Below are 19,635 nucleotides of genomic sequence, written 5' to 3' on the forward strand. Positions count from 1 at the left end.
CAGAAGAGTCTCGTATCCCGAGCGACGCGATCTTACACGAACAATCGCTACGTCGTCTTCGTTACTTTGCGCAGGCCACGCGGGTGATCGGGATCAAGCCCACGAATGCGGCTCAGGTGAAAGGCGAGCAACTGCCCAGGCACGATCGCGGCAATGGGAGACAGCCACTCGGGCATGTCGGCCGGGAGCGGAATCGGCGCCGCCGCCAGATCGAGCGACGAACGGAGATTCGACAGCACAACCGGACGCGCGCCGCGCCCGTTGATGTCGACGATCAGCCCATCCACTTCCTCGCTCACCGCGCCGGCCACGTTAATGACAATCGCAGCAAACCCGGTTTCAATCAACGCAATCGGCCCGTGCTGAAAATCAGCCGACGAATACGGTTCCACCGCCACGTGCGCCAGTTCCTTGGCCTTGAGCGCCAGCTCGAACGCCGTCGCAAAGTTGAATCCCCGGCCCAGGACCACTCCGCCCCGTGCGCCGCGCAGCGTCTCGGCCGCCGCCACGACCATCTCGTCATCGACGCCCGCCGCGCTCGCCACGAACTCCGGAATGCGCGTCAGATCGCGCCGCCTGGCTTCGTCCTGCGCAAGTTCGGTCGAGAGCATCGCCAGCACGGTGAGCTGGGCGGTATACGTCTTGGTCGCGGCAATGCTCCGCTCGGGTCCCGCACGAAGCTCAATCACGTGGTGGGCCGCCTTCGCCAACGGCGAGTCCGCGGCGTTGGTGATGGCCAGCGTCTGACAGCCCTGCCTGCGCCCCTCCGATACGACGGCCACCAGGTCCGGTGATTCGCCCGACTGGGAGACACCAACCACCAGCGCGCCCTCCATCTGTGGCGCCGCGTGATACCGCGTCATCAAGGACGGCGTCGCCAGGGACACGACGAGGCGGTTGTAGGCGCCGAACACGTATTGCGCGTAGCGGGCGGCGTTGTCGGACGATCCGCGTGCCGCAATCACGATGTGCCGGATCGGGTGCGCCCGCAGCCGCTCGGCCACTCTCTCAACATCGGACACGCCGTCACGCAGGAGGCGACAGAGCACCTCTGGCTGTTCGGCGATTTCGGCGCGCAGCACGGAGTCGGTCAATTCACGTCCCTCGAGTCTCGCGACGGGATTCTGTATTGGCTGCGTCACCCCGGCGCAGGCCAAACTTAGTTTCGCCCGCGCGCCACGACCAGCAGCGCGTCACTCACCTTCCGCGGCCCGGTTCGATCCGATGGGTGATTCACGACGGTCCCGCCCGCCACCATCGTCGTCGAGCCGCCGCCATCCAGATTCAGGGCATTCTCCAGCTTCAGGCCCGTCGCGAGCTTCTGAAGCTCACTGAATGTCATTCCCACACTGACGTCCGGATTCCGGCCGTCGACCGTCACGAGCCAGATGATGCCGCCCCGGCTGGAGCCAATCATCGTTCTCGGATGCCGCTCCGTGTTGAAGCCGGCGCGCAGCTGCTCGTCCACCCAGTCGGTCAGCATCTGGCCATTGCGGATCAGGAGTCCGGCGCCGCCCACGACGTCGGTGGCGGCCGCCCAGTCGGCGACTGGCGTGCCCAGCCGTGTCTCGAATCGCGTGTCGAGCGCCACGACCTGATCGCGATCGAGCGTCTCGAGGCCGGTCGGCAGGACCGTGCCTCCAAACGACAGCACCGCGCCATCCCTGGGGATAGCCGTCTTGCCGGCATTGGGCCGCCGTTCTGTGACCCGAAGCGGCGACCCGGCCAGTTGCCACTCTATGCCCGTGTCGGCGGTGTCGCTGTCTGGCCCGAACCGGGGCGTATATAGCATGAGCTTGCTCCGCGCGCGCGTCGTGTCCACGCCGTCGACCGGGACGTTGACCGTCTCGGTGCCCTGCCGGTACGTGAGCGTCACCGACGCGCCGACTCGATCAAACAGCAAGCGCAGCGGCTTCCCGGGCGCCCGCACGATGCCGACGGCCCCTCGCGTCAGCGCGGCATCGCTCACCAGTTCGCGATCGAGCTCGAGCACGCCAGCCGGATCGCCGTTCTTCAAGACGAAGAATCCGGCATTGATCGCGGCGATGGCATGGTGACGGGCCGCGATGTCTGGAACCGTCTCGAGGTTCATCGGGCGATCCAGGGCAAGCGCACATCGCAGGTCGACGCTGAACGGATCGATGCGGAGAATCTGGATCGCAATGGCGCCCGGAGGGTCGATAAGGCCGGGGTCGTTCAATTTGTAGAGTTGGACGCCGTCGGCGATCTTCTCGGACTTGCCGAGACTGAGCGTGGTCTCGCGTTCGCAGGCCGCGGAGAGCGCGGCCACCGAGAGCAGCAGCAGAATCGGCGACCACCGCCTGAGTGCCGCAACGCGAATTCTGCCGATCATGTCCACGCGCGCCTATTATCGCCTCAACGCAGGAAGAAGGGACCCGGGCGTCAGAATGTCCGCATCAGATCTGGACCTGTTCCCGGTACTCCGGCACGTGCAGCTTCCATCCCAGCTCCTTCTCAATTCGTGCCCGGAGCGCCTCTTGAGCGGGCGGCTCGCCGTGGACCATGTAGGTGATCGCCGGAGGACGCGAGAACCCGCCAAGCCACCTCATGATTTCGTTTTGATCCGCGTGAGCCGACATCGAATCGATGCGTTCGACGCGCGCGGCGACCGGTATCAGTTCGCCGTGGATCTTGACGGTGGCCGCACCTTCGAGCATCTGGCGTCCGCGGGTGCCGGCAGCTTGATAGCCGACAAAGAGCACCGTGTGCCGCGGGTTCGGCAGCGCTGCCTTCAGGTAGTGCAGCACGCGCCCGCCGCTCGCCATGCCGCTCGATGAAATGACGATGCACGGCGCCGGCGATGCCTGGATCTGTCGCGACTGCACGACCGACGACACGGCCGTGAACCGCTGCGTCGTGAACGCTGACACCTGTCCCCGCCCCGTCTGCATGTCCGGATCGAGATCGCGATTGTGATTGGCGTAATGCCGAAGCGCTTCGACGGCCATCGGGCTGTCCAGATACACGGGCACGACTGGGATCCGCCTGGCGGCCTCGATCCGCTTCAGCCAGTAGATCACTTCCTCGACGCGGCCCACCGCAAACGACGGGATGATCACCTTGCCGCCACCCGCGATCGTCGCGGCAATGATTCCGGCTAGATGCTCTCCGTCATCGTCCTGTTCGTGAAGACGATCGCCGTAGGTCGATTCGACCAGGAGGACGTCGGCGGTTTCGATCCTGGTGGGATCCGGCAACACCGGACGTTGGTAGCGGCCCAGGTCGCCGCTGAAGAGAATCTGCCGGCCCCCGTCTCCACCGCCAAGCGTCATCTGGACGAATGACGAGCCGAGCAGGTGCCCCGCGTCGATAAAGGTAATCGTGATATCGCCGCTGGCTGGCACCGGCCGGTCGTACCCGACCGGCTGCAGCAGCGTCAGCGCCCGCTGCGCATCTTCCTCGGTGAACAGCGGCAACGCCGGAGCGTGCTTGGTGTAACCGCCGCGGTTCGCCTCGCGCGCGTCTTCTTCGGCGAGCCGGCCCGCGTCCGGCAGCATGATGCGGCACAAATCGGCCGTGCCCGGAGTGCAGAACACGCGGCCGCGAAAGCCGTCCTTCACCAGGCGAGGCAGGTAGCCCGTATGATCGATGTGCGCGTGTGTGAGCACGACGGCGTCGATCGCTTTCGGATCAACCGGAAGCGCCTGCCAGTTTCGTTCGCGAAGCTCCTTTAATCCCTGGAACAGGCCGCAGTCAACCAGGATGCGCCGTCCGCCCGCCTCGACCAGATGCTTGGATCCGGTGACCGTGCGCGCCGCGCCAAGAAACGTCAGTGTGCTTGTCATGCAAACAGACCTACCTGTCCACCTGTGTGCCAGAACAGCACCGTCTGGCTCGCCGGGAAGACTCCCCGTCGGACGTAGGAAAGAAGGCCGGCCATCGCCTTCGCCGTGTACGTGTGATCCAGGAAGATCGCCTCGTGGCGCGCGAGCAGACTCACTGCCTCGCGCGACGCGGGAGTCGGCACGCCGTAGCCGTCACCGATAAACGTGTCGTCAACCTCGATCGCCTGCGCGTCGGCGAGAGCCTGCCCGTCGACGCCGAGCAGATTGCCCATCCCCGTCATCACGGTTCGAACGGTGTCCCGAATCACGGCCACCGGATCGTCGGCGCTGATTCCCACGATGCGTGCCGGCAGATCGTAGATGGCGCAGCCGCCCACCAGGCCGGATTGCGTGCCCCCCGACGAGGTTGAGTGCACGATGACGTCGGGCCGGACGCCCTGCGAGACGAGTTCGCCGACGCCGCGCGCAAGACCCAGCGCGCCAAGCGGCATCGAGATCCCCAGGGCGATTTCGAACGGGTGGCGGCCCTCCCGCCGCAGCCGATCGGCCATCGCCGCCATTGCGGGCGCGCGCTCCTCACGGGTGGCCACGTAGTGCACCTCGGCCCCCAGCAGGTCGTCGAGAAGGGCGTTCGCCGTCAGCCGCTCCGGCCGGGTGCCATTGGCGACGAGCACGCACTTCAATCCCAGGCGTGCCGCCGTCGCCGCCACCACGCGCGCAGAATTCGATTGGACGCCGCCGATGCTCAACAAGGTGTCGGCGCCCTCGGCGACCGCGCGCGCGGCCACGAGCGCAACCTTCCGGACCTTGTTCCCCCCGAATCCGAACGGGATGGCATCGTCGCGCTTGATGAGCAGACGGGGCCCGCCGCCCAGCGCCTGACGGAGCCGCGACAGTTCTTGGACAGGTGATGGCGCCGGCCAGAGATCGAGCGCCGGGATCGCGGCCAGACGTTCTCGCATGAATGCGGTCGACAGCATCCGCGTATTGTATCCCCGCTGGAAAATCACTCCCGGAGTAATTAGGTCGTGGCCAATCACTCCCGGAGTAATTGGGTAGTGGCTACTCACTCCCGGAGTAATTAGGGTGTGGCTAATCACTCCGGAGTGGTTTGCTCACGCTCAGAATGTGAACCGGGCGCCTACCTGGAGTTTGCGGGGTTGTGAGGCGGCCAGCGGCCGGCCAAAGAACGGCGACGTCATCACAAAGCTGTAGGCGGTGTAGTTGGTGCGATTGAGCAGGTTCTGACCCGATACATAGAACTCCAGCCGAAGGCGCTTGTCAGCGGCCGCGCCGCCAAATCCTGGCGCCAGACCACCGCCGCCCCCGGCATTGATGACCACCTGCCCGCCCCCCGGACCGCCCGCCTGTCTCGGCGTCCCGAATCCAAATCCATACGAGATTCGGCCGCCAAGATCCCACTGCGCCGCCCCTCGCGCGGAATTGCGCGCGACGCCCGCAGGACGATCGTTGAACACCCCATCGGCATTGTCATCGCGGCCCGTCGTAATGTTGAAGGGCATGCCCGACTGGCCTCGCAGGTTGATGCCGACGGTGACGTTGGGGATCGGCGAGATGTTGAATGACGCGCCAACCCGGTGGCGAATGTCCCCGGCACTCGGGCCCCACTCGGACTGAAGGGAGTCGCCGCTCGGAGGAATCGAGAACGCTCCAGTGGTGTTGGTCTCGCTCTTGCTCAACGTGTAGTTGAGCATGAGGAACATCCGCTTCTTGTCCATCCGCACAAAGCTGTAGTACATGCTGACGGCCTGAGATCGCGATGCGGCGTCGGTGACCAGTTCAACTCTGTTGGCGAAGGCGGGATCCGGCCGCACGCCGCCCGCCGGAGCGTTCAGGTTCCGGCCGCGCAGCAAGTCGATGCCCCAGCCGCGCGTGTAACTCACGCTGAGGCGTCCATTCTGTGAGAGCGTCCGGTCAACGCCCAGACTCACTCGATTCGCCGATGGCAATACCAGACTGTCGGACCACAAGTACTGATTGGTTGGCGCGGTCGCCCCATCGACACCGGGATCGGGATACGACGGATTGAAGATGTTCGACTCGCGCTGCCGGTACCCGTCGACGAGCAGTGTCTGTTTGTATAGATCGCCCGCGAGCCAGTCGTAGAAGTAACCATAGCTTCCACGAAGAGTCATTCGCCCGTCCTTGAACGGCGACCACGCCGCCGACATGCGGGGCGAGAGGTTCCACCGGTCTGAGACCTGGCTCTGCACGCCATACCGCACCCCCGGCGAGACCAGCAGGCTGCGCGTGATGCGGTAGTCGTCCTGAACATAGATGGCCGCGCGATACGTCGAGTACGTAACATTTGGATCGCCGATCCTGCGCGAATAACTCATCGGCCGTCCCGCCAGAAAGTCCGTCAGGCTCGCAAACCCATACGTGCCAAGGTAATTGGTCGTGTCATCGGATCGGTATCGACCGCCTTCGAGCAGGACTCCCGTCCGCCACGAATGCGCCCCCCGCACGTAGTCGAGATCGCTCGCCAGCTCGAACTCGGTTGAGCGCTGGCCGCCCCGCTGCTGCGCACCGCCGCTCGTGAAGGCGTCCTGCACGCGAATCGTCTCCGCCTCCACCGCCGATCGGTTGCTGGCGCCGGTCGTCTTCAGCTGAAAACGCGACTCGGTAAAGAACTTGCGCCCAAGCGCGCCGTTTTCTGACATGCGCAGCAGGTTGGTAGACGACGAATTGTCGTAGGCGCGATCGAACAGGTTGAAACCGCCCACGCCAAGGCTGCGGGACGTGCTGCTGGTGCGGTCGACGCTGAGGCGCATCGCGTGGTCCCTGGTCAACGCGTGATCAAGGCGGGCGCTGAAGTTGTAGGCGTCCCGCGGCTGGCGCAGTGTGTCGGTCACCGTCGAACCGCTCGGGAGCACCGCGAGCAGGTTCGGTGACGTGTACTGCGACGAGCCGCCGCCATTCAATGAGAATGACGTCTTGTTGGGCGTGATCGTGCCGGACAGGCTGGCGCCGTACTGCCGCAGTTGTTCCTGGGGCTTCGTGGTGGTGAACGGATTCCTCGCGTTGAAGGCATCATCCAGGAAGTGCACGTCGACGCTGCCCCGGATCGGTCCATTGCCTGGCATCGTCATGATGTCGATGAACATCATGCCGCTCATGCCGCCGTGATTCTGGGCCGCGAACATGTCGAGGCGCGGCAGGCGGATCGAACGAATCTGCGACTTGTGCGGCAGCCGGCCACCGGTGAATCCGTCGACGCGGATGACGGAGCCGGGCGGGGCCATCGCCTTGAGCACCTCCGCCATCTCGTCTGGATCGTCGGGCAAGGCGTCGATCTGGTCGCGCGTGAGCACAGTGCTGAAGGCGCTGCCTGCCGGATCCAGAGACGACGACTGTCGGTCGCGCCGCACCGTGATTTCCTGATCCAGCTTCTTGATGCGCAGCGTGATCCGACGCCGTGTTTCGGCGCCGCGCACGCGGACATCACGGACGTCGACCGGGTCAAAGCCGGGAAACTCCACGTGAATCGTGTAGCGACCCTCCGGCAGGCCCTCGACGACCGCGATGCCGACGCCGTTCGTGGAGGTCGGCGGGATCGCGGCCGACTGCGTGAGGCTCTCGCTGCCCGTGACGGTTACGACGGCCAGCGGAATCACCGCCCCCGACTGGTCCGCCACCGTCATGACCAGACGCCCTCGCCGCTCTGGCGTTTGCGCAGAGGCTCCGCCCGCCGCCAGCACAGCGGCGGCCAGCGCGAATCCGCAGGCAAACAACGCCCGGCGCGGCGTACGTCGCGTCATGTCTCTGGAGTTGCTACGCGCCCGCACGGCCTACTTCGACGCCTCGAACTTCTTCGCGTCGATCTTCGGATTGAGCTTGATCGTGTCGAACAGCATCTCCTCGGTAGTCTTCCCGTCGATCGATCGCGCAATCCTGAACGGCAGCTTCACGCCGCCGACCGACTTGTACTCGCTGTAGTAGACGCGGAACTCGACCATGCGGCGCTTGGCCTCGGCTTCCTTGCGGCGCTCCTCGAAGTCCTTCTGCATCTTGTCGATGTCTTCCTTCGACATCTTCTGGGCGCCGCCCTGCGCGGCGCCTGGCGCGGCCGCGGTGAACGTGCTGCTGCCACCGCCGCCGCCGCCAGATGCGTCCGAACCACCGGGGCCGCTAGTCCTGGTCGTCTGAATGACGAGGGGCTCCTTGTCCGTCCAGCTCAGCATCAGCGGCATGTGCGTCTGCGCATCAAGAAAGAGCGTGACGCGGAAATCGCCCTCACCCTTCACATTGATCACATCCGCCTTGCCTTCTGCGGCTTCGGCCTGCCCCGCGTACGTGAATTCCAGCGGAAAGGCGGCGAGCGATGACGCAAACATGCCGAGCGTCAATCGGGCGAATTCCTTCTTGTTGACCATCAGACGCAGGCGGTTCGCCTCCACCTTTTGCTCCGGTGTCATCTTGGCTGGATCCAGCGTCGCGCCGCCGGGACCCGCGATCCGGATCACGATGTTGCCGCCCTGAAGGTTTGGCGGTCGGTCGATCTCCTCGATCACCTGGCCGCCGTTGAAACCGGTGTTCCGGTACACGCTCATGTTGCCCATCGCCGCCATCACGCTGCGCATGAGGTACTTGTCCGGCAGCTCCATTGCCATCTCGAATTCGCTCTCCGTCGTGTTGCCGGAGGGACCGGTTCGCAGCGTCCGGCCGAGAGCGGTGATGGTCTTGACCGTGGCGATCTTGTCGCCGCCAAGCGCCGCGCGCGCGTCGGCCATCACCTGATTCACGTCCTTGCCCTGCCCGGCCACCAGCGCTTCAATCGCGACGACCGCCATCGCCGCCGACATAACGTTCCGTCTCATACACTCCTCCTGAACCCAATCCTGCCGTGCCACCAGTGTTAGACGACTCGACGCCGCTCCCGGTCTGCCCAATATGTGGCGGAAAAGAGGCGCCCGACGGCAGCTCCGCGCCATCACGCCCGAAACACTTCCTGCATCGATTCGAGCGCCCCATCGAGCTCGGCGCGACTGCGGGCGAAACAGAAGCGCACGTGGTTCTCGCCGGCCGGACCAAAATCCACGCCAGGCACGCAGCCAATCCGGCCCCGGCCGATCAGGTGCTCCACCATTGCCCACGATCGCGACTCCGACGTGGCTGCCTCCGGCGGGTGCCACGCATCCGCGATGCGGAGGAACGCGTAGAAGGCGCCGGGCGGAGGCGAGGCGGTCAGCGCACCCCGCGAAACGTCAGCCGCACGGGCACAGAACAGGTCCCGCCGTGCCTGAAGCTCCGCGCGAAACTGGGCGACAACATCCTGCGCCCCCTCGAGGGCACCGATGCCGCCGAACTGCACAACCGACGACACGTTGTTGGTCGTGAGGCCGATGAGCTTGCGAACCCGGTCCTGCACCGTCGCGTCCTTCGCCACGACATAACCAAGCCTGAGACCGGTAATCGCGTAGGTTTTGCTGAACGTGAAAACCGACACCGTCCGCTCGTGCATGCCGGGCAGCGACGCAAGGCTCACATGCACGTGGCCGTCGAACACGACGTCCTCGTACGCCTCGTCGGCAATCACCCAGAGGTTGTGCGCGGCCGCAAGGTCGGCCACGCCAGCCAGGTCCGATTGCGTCAGCATGCCGCCCGTGGGATTGTGCGGCGAGTTGATGTAGAGGCCCCTGGTCCTGGACGTCACACGCGACGCCAGTTCGTCGAGGTCAAACCGCCAGCCGAGCGATTCCCGCAGCGGTACCCGGACCGGGACCGCGTGCGCAGCCACGAGTGCACTGAACATCTGCGGCCAGATCGGATCGGGAATCAGCACCTCGTCTCCCGGCTCGATCAGGGCCTGGCACGCCAGATAGAGCGCGTGGACGCCGCCGTTGGTCATCATCACTTCGTCGGGGCTCGCCACCGGGATTTGGTTCTTCGCGCGCAGCTTCTCGGCCAGCAGTTGCTGCAGCCGCGGCAGGCCCGCGGTCTGGATATAGTGCGTCTGGTTGGCGTCAACCGCAGCCTTGAGCGCCGCCTTGAGCGAATCGGGCGCGTCGAAGCTCACATCGCCCTGATCGAGCCGGAACGGCTTGTCGACCGAGTACATAAGATCCCGAACGCGAATGATGCCCGAGGTCGGAACCGAATCCAGAAATACGCCCATGGGGTTCTCCACTACGAGTTAGACGGTAGTCGGTGGCCAGTAGAAACGCGTAGGGGCACGGCATGCCGTGCCCTCACTACTTCAGATGTCGCCCGCCGTCGACGCGAATCACTTCTCCTGTGATGAAATCCGATTCAATCAGAAACAGCACCGCTTTCGCCACCTCCGCCGCCCCTCCCCATCGGCCGAGCGGCGTGGCCTGTTCGACAGCCCGGATGCCTTCCTCATCCAACCCGGGCGGCGCAAGGATGGGTCCAGGAGCGATCGCGTTGACGAGAATCTGATCCCCGGCCAGTTCGAGTGCGAGCGCCTCGGTAAGGGCGATCACGCCACCCTTGGCCACGTAGTACGGCAGATATCCTGTGTAGCGGGTCCGTCGACTGGCCGGCAGCCAGTCGGCAAAGTTCACGATACGGCCGCCTCCCGCCGCCCGCATGTGCGGCACCGCCGCCGAGGCGCAGAGAAACGCCGCCCGCAAGTCAACGGTCAGCCCGCGGTCCCACTGAACTTCGGTCAATTCGTCGAACGGCGTCGATGCGTAGGTCGACGCCATGCTGATCAGCACATCGAGCCGCCCGAGTTGCTTCACCGTCTCGGCAACCAGGGCGCGGCAATCGTCCGCCTGTGCGAGATCGGCCTTGATGCAGGCAGCTCGCCGGCCAGCGCCGCGAACAGCCGCCGCCGCCAGTTCGGCTTCTTCGCGAGACCGGTTGAAGCTCAGCCCGACATCCGCGCCGCGATCCGCAAGCTGAGTCGCCAGAACGGCGCCGATTCGCCTCGGGCCCGTGATGAGAACAACCCGACCCTTCAATTCCATACCGCTATCTTACCGCCGGGGCCAGTAGCGGTTCGGGCGTCCCCTAGCCTACTCAACCAGCTCGACCCCGGTGAACGGATCGACGGCAGCCGCGAGAGCGCGGTCGCGCGTCACCAGGTCTGCACCGAGGAACCCGGCAAGCCACATATAGCTCGCGTCGTATGGCGACAAACCTGTGGCATTCGCCAACACGACGACATCCATCGGATTCGGATCCATCCAGACGATACCCTTCCGAGGATCGAGCGTCAGTTCAAGAGCCGTCAGAATCTCGCGTGTCCGTTCAGGGCGCTGCCGACATTTCTTGCGCGCCACGTTCGCCATCTCATACTGGAGCAACGTCGGGGCATACAGAGTCGCGCCGTCAAGTCGCACGCTCCACTCCTGAGCCATCGACTCGCCGAACGTGATCGCCGCAAGCACTGATGTGTCGACGACGACGCGCCTCATCGGCTTCTCTCATCGCGATCTTCACGGACGATCTGCGTCGAATCGTCGTCGGTGTGGAGCCCAAGCTTCTGAATCTCCTGCCACAGCGCCATCGCCTTGAACGGCCGGGCGCGAGTGTGCGTTTCAACCATCGCCATCAACTCGCCCTGCAGCGACCGATGATTCCATCGCGCGCGATCCCGCAGCGCCTCTGCCAGTTCGTCGGGCACTTCCTTGATTGAGAGATTGACGGGCATCTGTTTTGCCTCCAATATGGAGCTATTATGAATCCATTACGGAGGCAGTGTCAATACCTTGCATCGGAATGGCCCCGCAGACCGGACCGCTCGCGTGTGGCATACTTGATTCCGCCAGTCACTCGCGGCCGTCAATCACTCCCGGTGTGATAATCACTCCCGGAGTAATTACGAAACTGTAATCACTCCGGGAGTAATTGGGCGGCGGTAATCACTCCGGGAGTGTTACTCAGGTTCAGCATGCCGACGATGAACGCAGAAAGACAAACGGCCATCCCGGTCGCCAACCGCGTCGAGGGCTTCACCTACGCCATTCGGAACATCGTCTCGGAGGCTCGGAAAGTCGAGGCCGCCGGGCGAACGGTGAAGTACCTGAACATCGGCGATCCCATCCCGTTTGGCTTCAAGACGCCAGCCCACCTGATCGAGAGCGTGATCAAAGCCCTGCGCGACGGCCACAACGGCTACGGCCCCTCGCCCGGCATTCAGCCCGCGCGGGATGCGGTGGCCGCCGACTTCTCGGCTCGCGGCGTCCCGATGACCCCCGATCGCGTCGTGCTGACCGCGGGCACGTCAGAAGGCATCGAGATCGCATTGAACGCGCTCGTCAATCCGGGCGACGAAGTGCTCATCCCGATGCCGACCTATCCGCTCTACACCGCGGTGACAGCCAAGATCTCGGCGCGGACGATCTACTACCGGACCGATCCGAATCGAGAGTGGTTGCCGGACGTCGATCAGATCAAGTCACTCATCACGCCGCGCACTCGTGCGCTGGTCGTCATCGATCCCAACAATCCCACCGGCGCCATCTATCCCGACAGCATCCGCCGCGAACTGCTGACCCTCGCCGACACGCACGGCTTCGTGCTGCTGGCCGATGAGGTCTACGCCGATCTGTCTTACGCCGCGACGGCCCCGCCGATGGCCAGCCTCGCGACTGACGCGCCAGTGATCTCGTTCGGCAGTCTGTCGAAAGCCTATCTCGCGCCTGGCTGGCGGGCAGGCTGGATGGCTGTCGGGACGAACCCGCGCCTCGAGGGCGTGCTGGCGGGCATTCGCAAACTCGCTGACGGGCGGCTGTGCGCAACCGTGCCGATGCAGTACGCCATCACGGCCGCGCTCACCGGCGACCGGTCGCACCAGGTGGCCTTCAGGGCCGCGCTTCGCGAACGGGCCGCGTTGACGGTCGCTCGCTTGAACGCAATCCCCGGAATGCGTTGCGTCGCGCCGAAAGGCGCGTTCTATGCGATGCCGCAAGTGACGTTGCCGGCGGGCCGTACAGACGAGGATTACGTGCTGGCCCTGTTGCGCGAGGCTGGCGTGCTCTGCGTGCATGGATCCGGATTCGGCATGCCGCCCGAGCAGGGATTCTTTCGCGTTGTCTTCCTCGCCTCGCCTGCCGAATTGAGCCGGATCTACGACGACGTGGCGCAGTTCACGAGGGAGTACCTCGCGCGAGGATAGCGCTTACGAAGGATCTGGGGTGAGCGTGCGAGCCTTCATCGTCATCCCCGCCTACAACGAATCAGCCCGCTTGCCGGGGCTCCTGGCTCAGTTGGCAGACTATCTGCGATCCGACGCCGCCCGGACAGCGGGCCTCGTCGTTCATTTCTGCATCGTCGACGATGGAAGCCGCCAGGAACAGTTCGCGGCCGCGGAACAACTGGTGCGCGAGTGCGGGTTTGGCGCGGCGGTCCGGCTTATTCGCCTCAACCGCAACCAGGGAAAGGGCGGCGCCATCCGCGCGGGTTTCCGAATCGGGCTGGCCGAAGCGTTCGACTACCTGGGCTTTATCGACGCAGACTGTGCCGTCTCCGTGCCGGAAATGCACCGTGCGCTGGTGTATCTGGTGGGGGCGCATCGAGACGCAGGCGTCGCCGGCGTGATCGGGTCTCGTGTCTGCATGCTTGGCCGATCGGTGGTGCGCAATCCGCTCCGGCATTATCTCGGGCGCATCTTTGCCACGTTCGTCTCGGAGTGGTTCGGCCAGGCCGTCTACGACACGCAGTGCGGTCTGAAGATCTTCGAACGGGAGGCGTTGCAGTGCCACCTGGAAACCCCCGACGACGATCGGTGGGTCTGGGATACCGAGCTTCTCATGGCCATGCTGTACGCGGGGGAGCGGATTCACGAGTTCCCGGTTGATTGGCGGGAAGCGGGTGGTTCGAAAGTGTCAATGGTGCGCGATCCTCTGGTGATGATCTGGCACCTGGTCAAGTTCAGGAAGCGGCTTCGGATGCAAGGCGCGGTGCCTCGCCGGTCGGAGATCGCGTGACCGACGGCCGGGGTCGTTTCCGACGGCTGACCGCCCGGATGTCGCACGACGGCCTCTGGCTGCTGCTGGTCGGGGCGCTCTTCTGCCTTCCGCTCTTCGTCGGCCTCGGGCGCATTGACATGCAGAGCGACGAGGCCATCTATTCCTTCGGCGCCGACGCGATGGCGGCGTCGGGGGACTGGCTGACGCCCAGGAGTTGTCCGTGGGAGACCGTCGCGTTTCTCGAGAAGCCTCCGCTGAAGTTCTGGATCGTGGCCGCGCCCATTCGCCTGGGCCTTCTGCCTGACAACGAATTCGGGCTCCGCTTCTGGGATGCGGTCTTCGGCAGCGCGGCGTTCCTGTATCTGTTCGCGATCGGTCGCCGGATTGGCGGCCCGATGTGCGGCGTGACCGCCGTGTTGATGCTTTTCGTTCATCGTCCGCTGCTGTTCGAGCACGGCCTGCGCAGCAACAACATGGAAGCGGCACTCGTGCTCGCCTACTGCGGAGGCCTTTTTCACTTCCTGAAGTGGAGAACATCCAGCGAGGACTCGCGAGGGTGGATCCACGTTTTCGCCATCGCCTTGTGCTTCGTGCTGGCGTTCATGACGAAGTTCGTCGCCGCGCTGTTCCTGCCGGTGATCATCGCTGCGTCCCTTGTGTTGAGCCGGGACGATCGTTTGCGGTTTGCCCGGCGGTGGCGTGTCTGGCTGGCGGCGGCCACGCTGGCCGGGGTGTTGATTGTGCCGTGGTTTATCTACCAGTACGTCCGCTTCGGTGCGTTGTTCTGGGAGAGCCTGTTCGGTGCGGCGGTCTATACGCGGTTTACGTCCTACCTCGATCCGACCCACGTCGAGCCCTGGCACTTCTACTTCAGCACGATCTGGCGCGAGTTGGCAGCCGCGCAGACATTGGTGTGGACGTTGGGCGGCCTCGGCCTGATCGTCTGGAGAACGATGCGGACGGGTTGGTCTGATGGGGCCACGATCCTGCTCTGGTTTGGATTGCCGCTCGGTCTCATCTCGCTCGGAACGTCGAAGCTCTATCACTACGCGTATCCCTTCCTGCCGCCTCTGGCCCTGGCGGCAGGCTACCTGGCTTCCGTCGCGCTCAGGGCCCTTGTGAAAACGTTCTCCTGGCTCCACGAGCGGGGGGACCGGATCCTCCCGCGCGCGGCGCGAGAAGCGCTGGATCTGCCGGCGGTGCGACGGCTGCTATTGATCGTTATCGTGGCGAGCAGCCTCATCGTCATATCGACGCTCGTCCTCGGTCCCGTCAAGATTGCATTCTGGGGGGCGGTGCTGCTGCGTGCCTCGTCGCCGTACCGCGTGCTCCCGATCGTCGTGCTGGCCTTCATCTTCTGCCGGCGAGCCGGCCCGCTGGCGATGATGGTCGCCCTGCTGATGGTCGCGGCGATGCTTCCTCTCGATGCGTATCGGCGCGACCTTTCGCAGATGACGGTGGAACATCATCCCCTGCGCTCGCTGCGGGACTGCGTTCGGCAAGTCGCCACAAGCGACTCCAACGCGGCTGGCCGGCCGCCCGTCTATGTGGAGAACGGCAACATCAGTCATCCGGCCGCCTTCTACCTGCGCACGCTCGGCAGGTGGTCGCCTGAGGCTCCGTCTGATGCCAGCGTCCATGCGTCTGTCTATCTGAAGCCGCGTCCGGTTCTGCTGGCGGAGGCCCGTTTCCATACGATGGAAGGCGCGGGGCCGACAGGCGGTGGCCTGGCGGATGTTCTGGCGGTCCCCGTGCTGGGCGACGTGCTGCTGCTGCCGGGTCCGTATGGTGCGTGCGCGATCGATTACGTCCGCGCCCTACGTCGGTGATGGCTTCGTCGCGGCGAGCGTCCTCCGTGTCGGTCTGGCCTCGGGTTCTCGGGAGGTGGCGTGTTCAAGCCTGATGGTGGGAGTGGCGCGATGATCGCCGACGAAACCCGCGCGCGAACCCTTGCGGACGCGGTCTGGATCTGGCTGCAACGCTGGCAGAAGCCGTTGTGGCTGGCGCTCGTCATGGTGATGTTCTGTGCGCCGTTGTTCGTGGGACTTGGCGGGACGGATCTGGACAACGACGAGGCGATCTACTCCTACGCGGTCGACAGCATCCTGGAGACGGGCGACTGGCTGAACCCGAGCAGCAGCCCGAATCCCGATATCGTGTTCGTCGAAAAGCCGCCGCTGAAGTTCTGGCTCGTCGCCCTGCCGATGCGAGTCGGCTTGCTCCCCCACACTGAGTTCGGGTTCCGGTTCTGGGACGCACTATTCGCCAGCGCCGCGTTTCTATATGTGTTTGCCCTGGCGCGGCGCATGGCGGGGCCGCTCTGCGGCCTGATTGCGTTGTTTGTCCTGTACGCGTTTCCGCCCCTGTTGTTCATCCACGGTCTGCGCGCCAACGTCATGGAGGCACCGCTCGTCCTGGCCTATTGCGGCGGGGTCTTCCACTTTCTGCGTTGGTCAGCGTCGATCGATCCTGGCCCGCGAAGGTGGCACGCGTTGGCTGTGGGTCTGTTCTTCGTCCTCGGCTTCATGACCAAGTTCGTCGCTGTTCTCTTCCTGCCGATGATCCTCATCACGACGAGCCTGCTGGTTCCGGCGATGCGCGCGAAACTCCGCCGCGACTGGCGGTTGTGGGGAGGCGTGGCGGCGCTCGCAGCGGCGCTCATCGTTCCCTGGTTCGCCTACGAGGCGGTCCACGTCGGCCATTTTCTCTGGGACGTCATATTCACCACACACGTGGTCCAGCGGATGACCGGCACGCTTGAGCCTGGGCATCTGCAGCCGTGGAGCTTCTATCTCTCGGAACTCGACGCGTGGACGCTCGGATCTGGGACGGTGTGGTTGGCCGCGGCCGGCGGGCTGCTGATCGTGGTGCGATCCGTGCGGGATCGCTGGCCGGAAGGCATCGCGGTGCTGATCTGGGCTGTGTTGCCGTTGACGGCGATCTCGTTCGGCACTTCGAAACTGCTGCACTACGTGTACCCATTCTTGCCGCCATTCGCGCTGGCAGCCGGATATGCCATCAGTTCGCTCCTCGAAATGTCCCGCGTTCCCACCGATCGGTTGACCACGATGCTGCATGAGCGGTCGCTCGGGCTGAAGATGCCCCGGAGCCTGCGCACCGTATTCCTGATGATGGGTGCCACGGCAACGGCGCTGGCCGTCGTGGCGCTGGTCTACGGGCCGATCGAGATTTGGGTGGGGGCGGTCAGGATCTTCCGCAATGCATCGATCTTTCGCCCGACGGCGTTCGCCCTGGTGTTCGGCTTCCTGGGAGGGTTGGGGCTCACCGTCGCGCGACCGGCGGTTATCGTCATGCTCATGACGCTGGTGCCGATTCCGCAGTACCGCTCGACGCTGGCCCGCACCGTGGTCGAACAGCACACGCTTCGGTCGGCAAGAGACTGCGTTCTCGAGGTGCGCGACCAGGAACGCCGTGCTGGCAGGGCGACTCCGGCGCTGCTCGCCGCACTGCCCCCGGACCGTTTCGTGCACCCCTTCTATTTCTACATGCGCGGCGCCGGTTTCGAGTGGGCCAACCCTGTCTCGGACAACACGTTGGCTGACGCGCTCCACCTCGCCGGAGGCCAGCGGCCGGTTCTGTTGCCTTTGGATCGCTATGTGGAGTTCGTTCGGGGGCGTTCACGAGTACCAATCCAGCCATGGCCTCCCGCGCTGTCGACGTGGGCCGGCCCGATGCCAGCCGTTGCCGCGTGGATCAGCCGGTCGCAGGCCATCGGCGTAGTCGGCCTCGAGGTGGCCAGCGTCCAACTCCTGCTGCCCGGACCCTATGCTGGCTGCGGCACGCCGCGCGTGGGTCCGCTGCTGCCAACTGCGTGGTCTCCAGGGCCGTGGCGATCAGCGGACATCTTCGTCGGTGATTCGGATTCGGGCAGCCGTCATCGATGAACACGGGACCGCGATTCGGTGTTGTCTTGTTTTCCGACTTCCATCACAAGTTGTCGCGTGCCGATCTGACCGATCGACAGAAATACCCTTAAAATGGCCCAAAGTGGGGCGGTCCGCGCGCTGATGCGTTTGTGATCGCATCTTGCAGTATCGACGGTTGTCCGCCGGTCGCCGGCCATCTGGTCCGCGTGGCGGTCTCAAGGTCATCACACCAGAAATGGTCTCGAGTCGGGGCGGGATCGCTTCGGGGGAGGAAGTCGTGCGTCCGTTTCGGTGGAGTCCAACGCGATCGTGGTTTGGGGACGCCGTCATCCTGCTCTTTCTGCTCGCGCAGGCGGCCGACGGGATGTGTACCTATATCGGCCTTTCGACGATGGGCGTGGGGCTTGAAGCCAATCCCCTGTTGCTCACCCTCATCACGTCGTTCGGCCTCGGCGCCGCCCTCACCAGTGCCAAGATCTTCGCGGCCATCCTGGGCATGTCTCTGCATCGGCTTGGCGTGCACGGCATTCTCGCCGCGTTGACGGGTATCTACGTGGTCGCCGCCCTGCTGCCATGGGTGGGGATCTTCCTGATGTACTGATCAGTAATTCCTGTTATATCGCGCCAGGATCTCTTCCGGTCCCACCTTCTCGTCCAGTGTCGTCTCCCACGCCCCGAGCCATCGCGAGTTGGGTCTGAACCTGGCGACGCGATGGATGTTCAGCAGATGATCGACCGAGATGTTGTCGGTCGTCATGTTGCCGGCACCGGCGCCGCATCCCAGCGAGAGTGACGGCCGAAGGCTGTTGAAGATGCCGCCAATCGCGCCCTGTGTGGAGGGCGTATTCACCAGAATCCTGGCGGCGTCCATCTTGGCGAAATCATCGAGCACGGACTGGTCGTTCGCGTACACGCCAACCGTGTGGCCGATCCCGCCCCGGTGGTTCACGGCCCGGCACACGCTCAGTGCCTCTTCATAGGAATCGCAGCGATAGTACGAGAGCACCGGCATCAGGAGTTCGTGCGACAACGGATGCTCGGGGCCGACGCCATCCGGCTCGGCAACGAGCAGCCGCGTCCCCTTCGGCACCTTGAACCCGGCCCGTTCAGCGAGTGCCGCCGCAGGCTGTCCAACGGCCTCCGGCCGCATCCGCAGCGTGTCCATGTCGAAGCACACGGGCCCCAGCGCGACGGCCTGATCGGTGGTGCAGAAGTACGCGCCGCGTTCCTCGAGCAGCGGCTGCAGGCGCTCCGCAACATCGCGTTCCACCACCAGCGCCTGTTCGCTCGCGCAGACGGTGCCATTGTCGAACGTCTTCGAGTGCACGATCGATCGTGCGGCCATCGGGAGATCCGCGGTGGCGTGCACGTAGACCGGGACATTGCCAGGGCCGACCCCAAGCGTGGGTGTTCCCGAATGCTGGGCCAATTGGACGATTGCGCTGGTGCCGGTCGCCAGAATCATTGCCAGCTCAGGATGTTTCATCACGTGCTCGAGGTGATTCTTCTGGCCGTGCGTCATGATCTGGATCGCGCGCGCCGGCGCCCCAGCTGCTTCGGCGGCCTCGGCCAGAATGCGGACGGTCTCCTTGACGCACTTCCTCGCGCCCCGGTGAGTACTGAAGATCACGGGGTTCCGTGTCTTCATGCAGATCAGCGTCTTGAAGATCGCCGTGGAGGTCGGGTTGGTGATCGGAACGGTCGCGAGAATCGGACCCTTGGGTTGTGCAATCTTGGTGATTCCGCGCACCGAATCGGTGTGGATCTCGCCGACGGTCCTGACGTCGCGGATGTCGTCGTACACCAGCAGGCTCGCCCACGCGTTCTTGACGACCTTGTGCTCGTAAAGCCCCATGCCTGTCTCGGCCGACGCGAGCCGGGCCAGGTGCATTCTGGCCGAGTAGGCTGCCTCGTAGACCGCACGGACGATGAGATCGACCTGAGCCTGGTCGTACTGCTTGAATCGGCGCGCGGCCTCGCGCGCCCGGCCGACCAGTTCATCGGCATAGTGGGAGGCCGATTCAGTTGTGCCCATGGAGA

16 protein-coding genes are annotated in these 19,635 nt (G+C 64.7%); 5 read left to right on the plus strand and 11 right to left on the minus strand.

The window, feature by feature from the left end:
• Positions 1–47: 47 nt before the first annotated feature.
• The 10 genes from NTV05_11180 to NTV05_11225 all read right to left on the minus strand — a co-directional run bounded on the left by NTV05_11180 (position 48) and on the right by NTV05_11225 (position 11,448).
• Positions 48–1,094 (minus strand): SIS domain-containing protein, encoded by a 1,047-nt coding sequence (locus NTV05_11180; protein ID MCX6544957.1) that lies wholly within the window; start codon positions 1,092–1,094, stop codon positions 48–50.
• Positions 1,095–1,159: 65 nt separating this feature from the next.
• Positions 1,160–2,353, minus strand: a complete 1,194-nt coding sequence (locus tag NTV05_11185) for a phosphodiester glycosidase family protein (GenBank protein ID MCX6544958.1) — start codon at positions 2,351–2,353, stop codon at positions 1,160–1,162.
• Between the two features lie 64 nt (positions 2,354–2,417).
• Entirely contained in the window at positions 2,418–3,806 is a 1,389-nt protein-coding gene (locus NTV05_11190; protein MCX6544959.1) for an MBL fold metallo-hydrolase, read from the minus strand.
• On the minus strand, positions 3,803–4,786 hold the full coding sequence (locus tag NTV05_11195) for a pyridoxal-phosphate dependent enzyme (protein ID MCX6544960.1): 984 nt from the start codon (positions 4,784–4,786) through the stop codon (positions 3,803–3,805). Before NTV05_11195 ends, NTV05_11190 begins: the two co-directional genes overlap by 4 nt.
• 141 nt (positions 4,787–4,927) lie before the next feature.
• A complete protein-coding gene (locus tag NTV05_11200; GenBank protein MCX6544961.1) occupies positions 4,928–7,588 on the minus strand; it encodes a TonB-dependent receptor in 2,661 nt (886 codons plus the stop codon).
• Between the two features lie 30 nt (positions 7,589–7,618).
• Positions 7,619–8,647 (minus strand): hypothetical protein, encoded by a 1,029-nt coding sequence (locus tag NTV05_11205; protein MCX6544962.1) that lies wholly within the window; start codon positions 8,645–8,647, stop codon positions 7,619–7,621.
• Positions 8,648–8,760: 113 nt separating this feature from the next.
• Positions 8,761–9,945 carry a pyridoxal phosphate-dependent aminotransferase gene (locus NTV05_11210; protein ID MCX6544963.1) on the minus strand — a complete coding sequence of 395 codons (1,185 nt, stop codon included), beginning with the start codon at positions 9,943–9,945 and terminating at the stop codon, positions 8,761–8,763.
• A gap of 76 nt (positions 9,946–10,021) precedes the next feature.
• Entirely contained in the window at positions 10,022–10,762 is a 741-nt protein-coding gene (locus NTV05_11215) for an SDR family NAD(P)-dependent oxidoreductase (GenBank protein MCX6544964.1), read from the minus strand.
• Between the two features lie 48 nt (positions 10,763–10,810).
• Complete coding sequence (locus NTV05_11220) at positions 10,811–11,212, minus strand: type II toxin-antitoxin system VapC family toxin (GenBank protein ID MCX6544965.1); 402 nt, start codon at positions 11,210–11,212, stop codon at positions 10,811–10,813.
• Positions 11,209–11,448, minus strand: a complete 240-nt coding sequence (locus NTV05_11225; GenBank protein ID MCX6544966.1) for an Arc family DNA-binding protein — start codon at positions 11,446–11,448, stop codon at positions 11,209–11,211. Before NTV05_11225 ends, NTV05_11220 begins: the two co-directional genes overlap by 4 nt.
• Before the next feature lie 249 nt (positions 11,449–11,697).
• Here NTV05_11225 and NTV05_11230 point away from each other — a divergent pair, with 249 nt between their 5' ends.
• The 5 genes from NTV05_11230 (at position 11,698) to NTV05_11250 (ending at position 18,196) form a co-directional block, all read left to right on the plus strand.
• Positions 11,698–12,915: an aminotransferase class I/II-fold pyridoxal phosphate-dependent enzyme gene (locus tag NTV05_11230; protein ID MCX6544967.1), complete on the plus strand. Its 1,218-nt coding sequence runs from the start codon at positions 11,698–11,700 to the stop codon at positions 12,913–12,915.
• A 19-nt stretch (positions 12,916–12,934) separates the two neighbouring features.
• Positions 12,935–13,726 (plus strand): glycosyltransferase, encoded by a 792-nt coding sequence (locus NTV05_11235; protein ID MCX6544968.1) that lies wholly within the window; start codon positions 12,935–12,937, stop codon positions 13,724–13,726.
• Positions 13,723–15,537, plus strand: a complete 1,815-nt coding sequence (locus NTV05_11240; protein MCX6544969.1) for a glycosyltransferase family 39 protein — start codon at positions 13,723–13,725, stop codon at positions 15,535–15,537. The genes NTV05_11235 and NTV05_11240 overlap by 4 nt, the downstream gene beginning before the upstream one ends.
• A 60-nt stretch (positions 15,538–15,597) precedes the next feature.
• Positions 15,598–17,613 (plus strand): glycosyltransferase family 39 protein, encoded by a 2,016-nt coding sequence (locus NTV05_11245; GenBank protein MCX6544970.1) that lies wholly within the window; start codon positions 15,598–15,600, stop codon positions 17,611–17,613.
• Positions 17,614–17,872: 259 nt separating this feature from the next.
• A complete protein-coding gene (locus NTV05_11250) occupies positions 17,873–18,196 on the plus strand; it encodes a hypothetical protein (protein MCX6544971.1) in 324 nt (107 codons plus the stop codon).
• Here NTV05_11250 and NTV05_11255 read toward each other — a convergent pair whose 3' ends face one another.
• Positions 18,197–19,630, minus strand: a complete 1,434-nt coding sequence (locus tag NTV05_11255; protein ID MCX6544972.1) for an aldehyde dehydrogenase family protein — start codon at positions 19,628–19,630, stop codon at positions 18,197–18,199. It abuts the gene before it with no gap.
• Between the last annotated feature and the right edge of the window lie 5 nt (positions 19,631–19,635).

It is taken from the genome of Acidobacteriota bacterium, from assembly GCA_026393755.1.
GTDB lineage: Bacteria > Acidobacteriota > Vicinamibacteria > Vicinamibacterales > JAKQTR01 > JBAXOX01.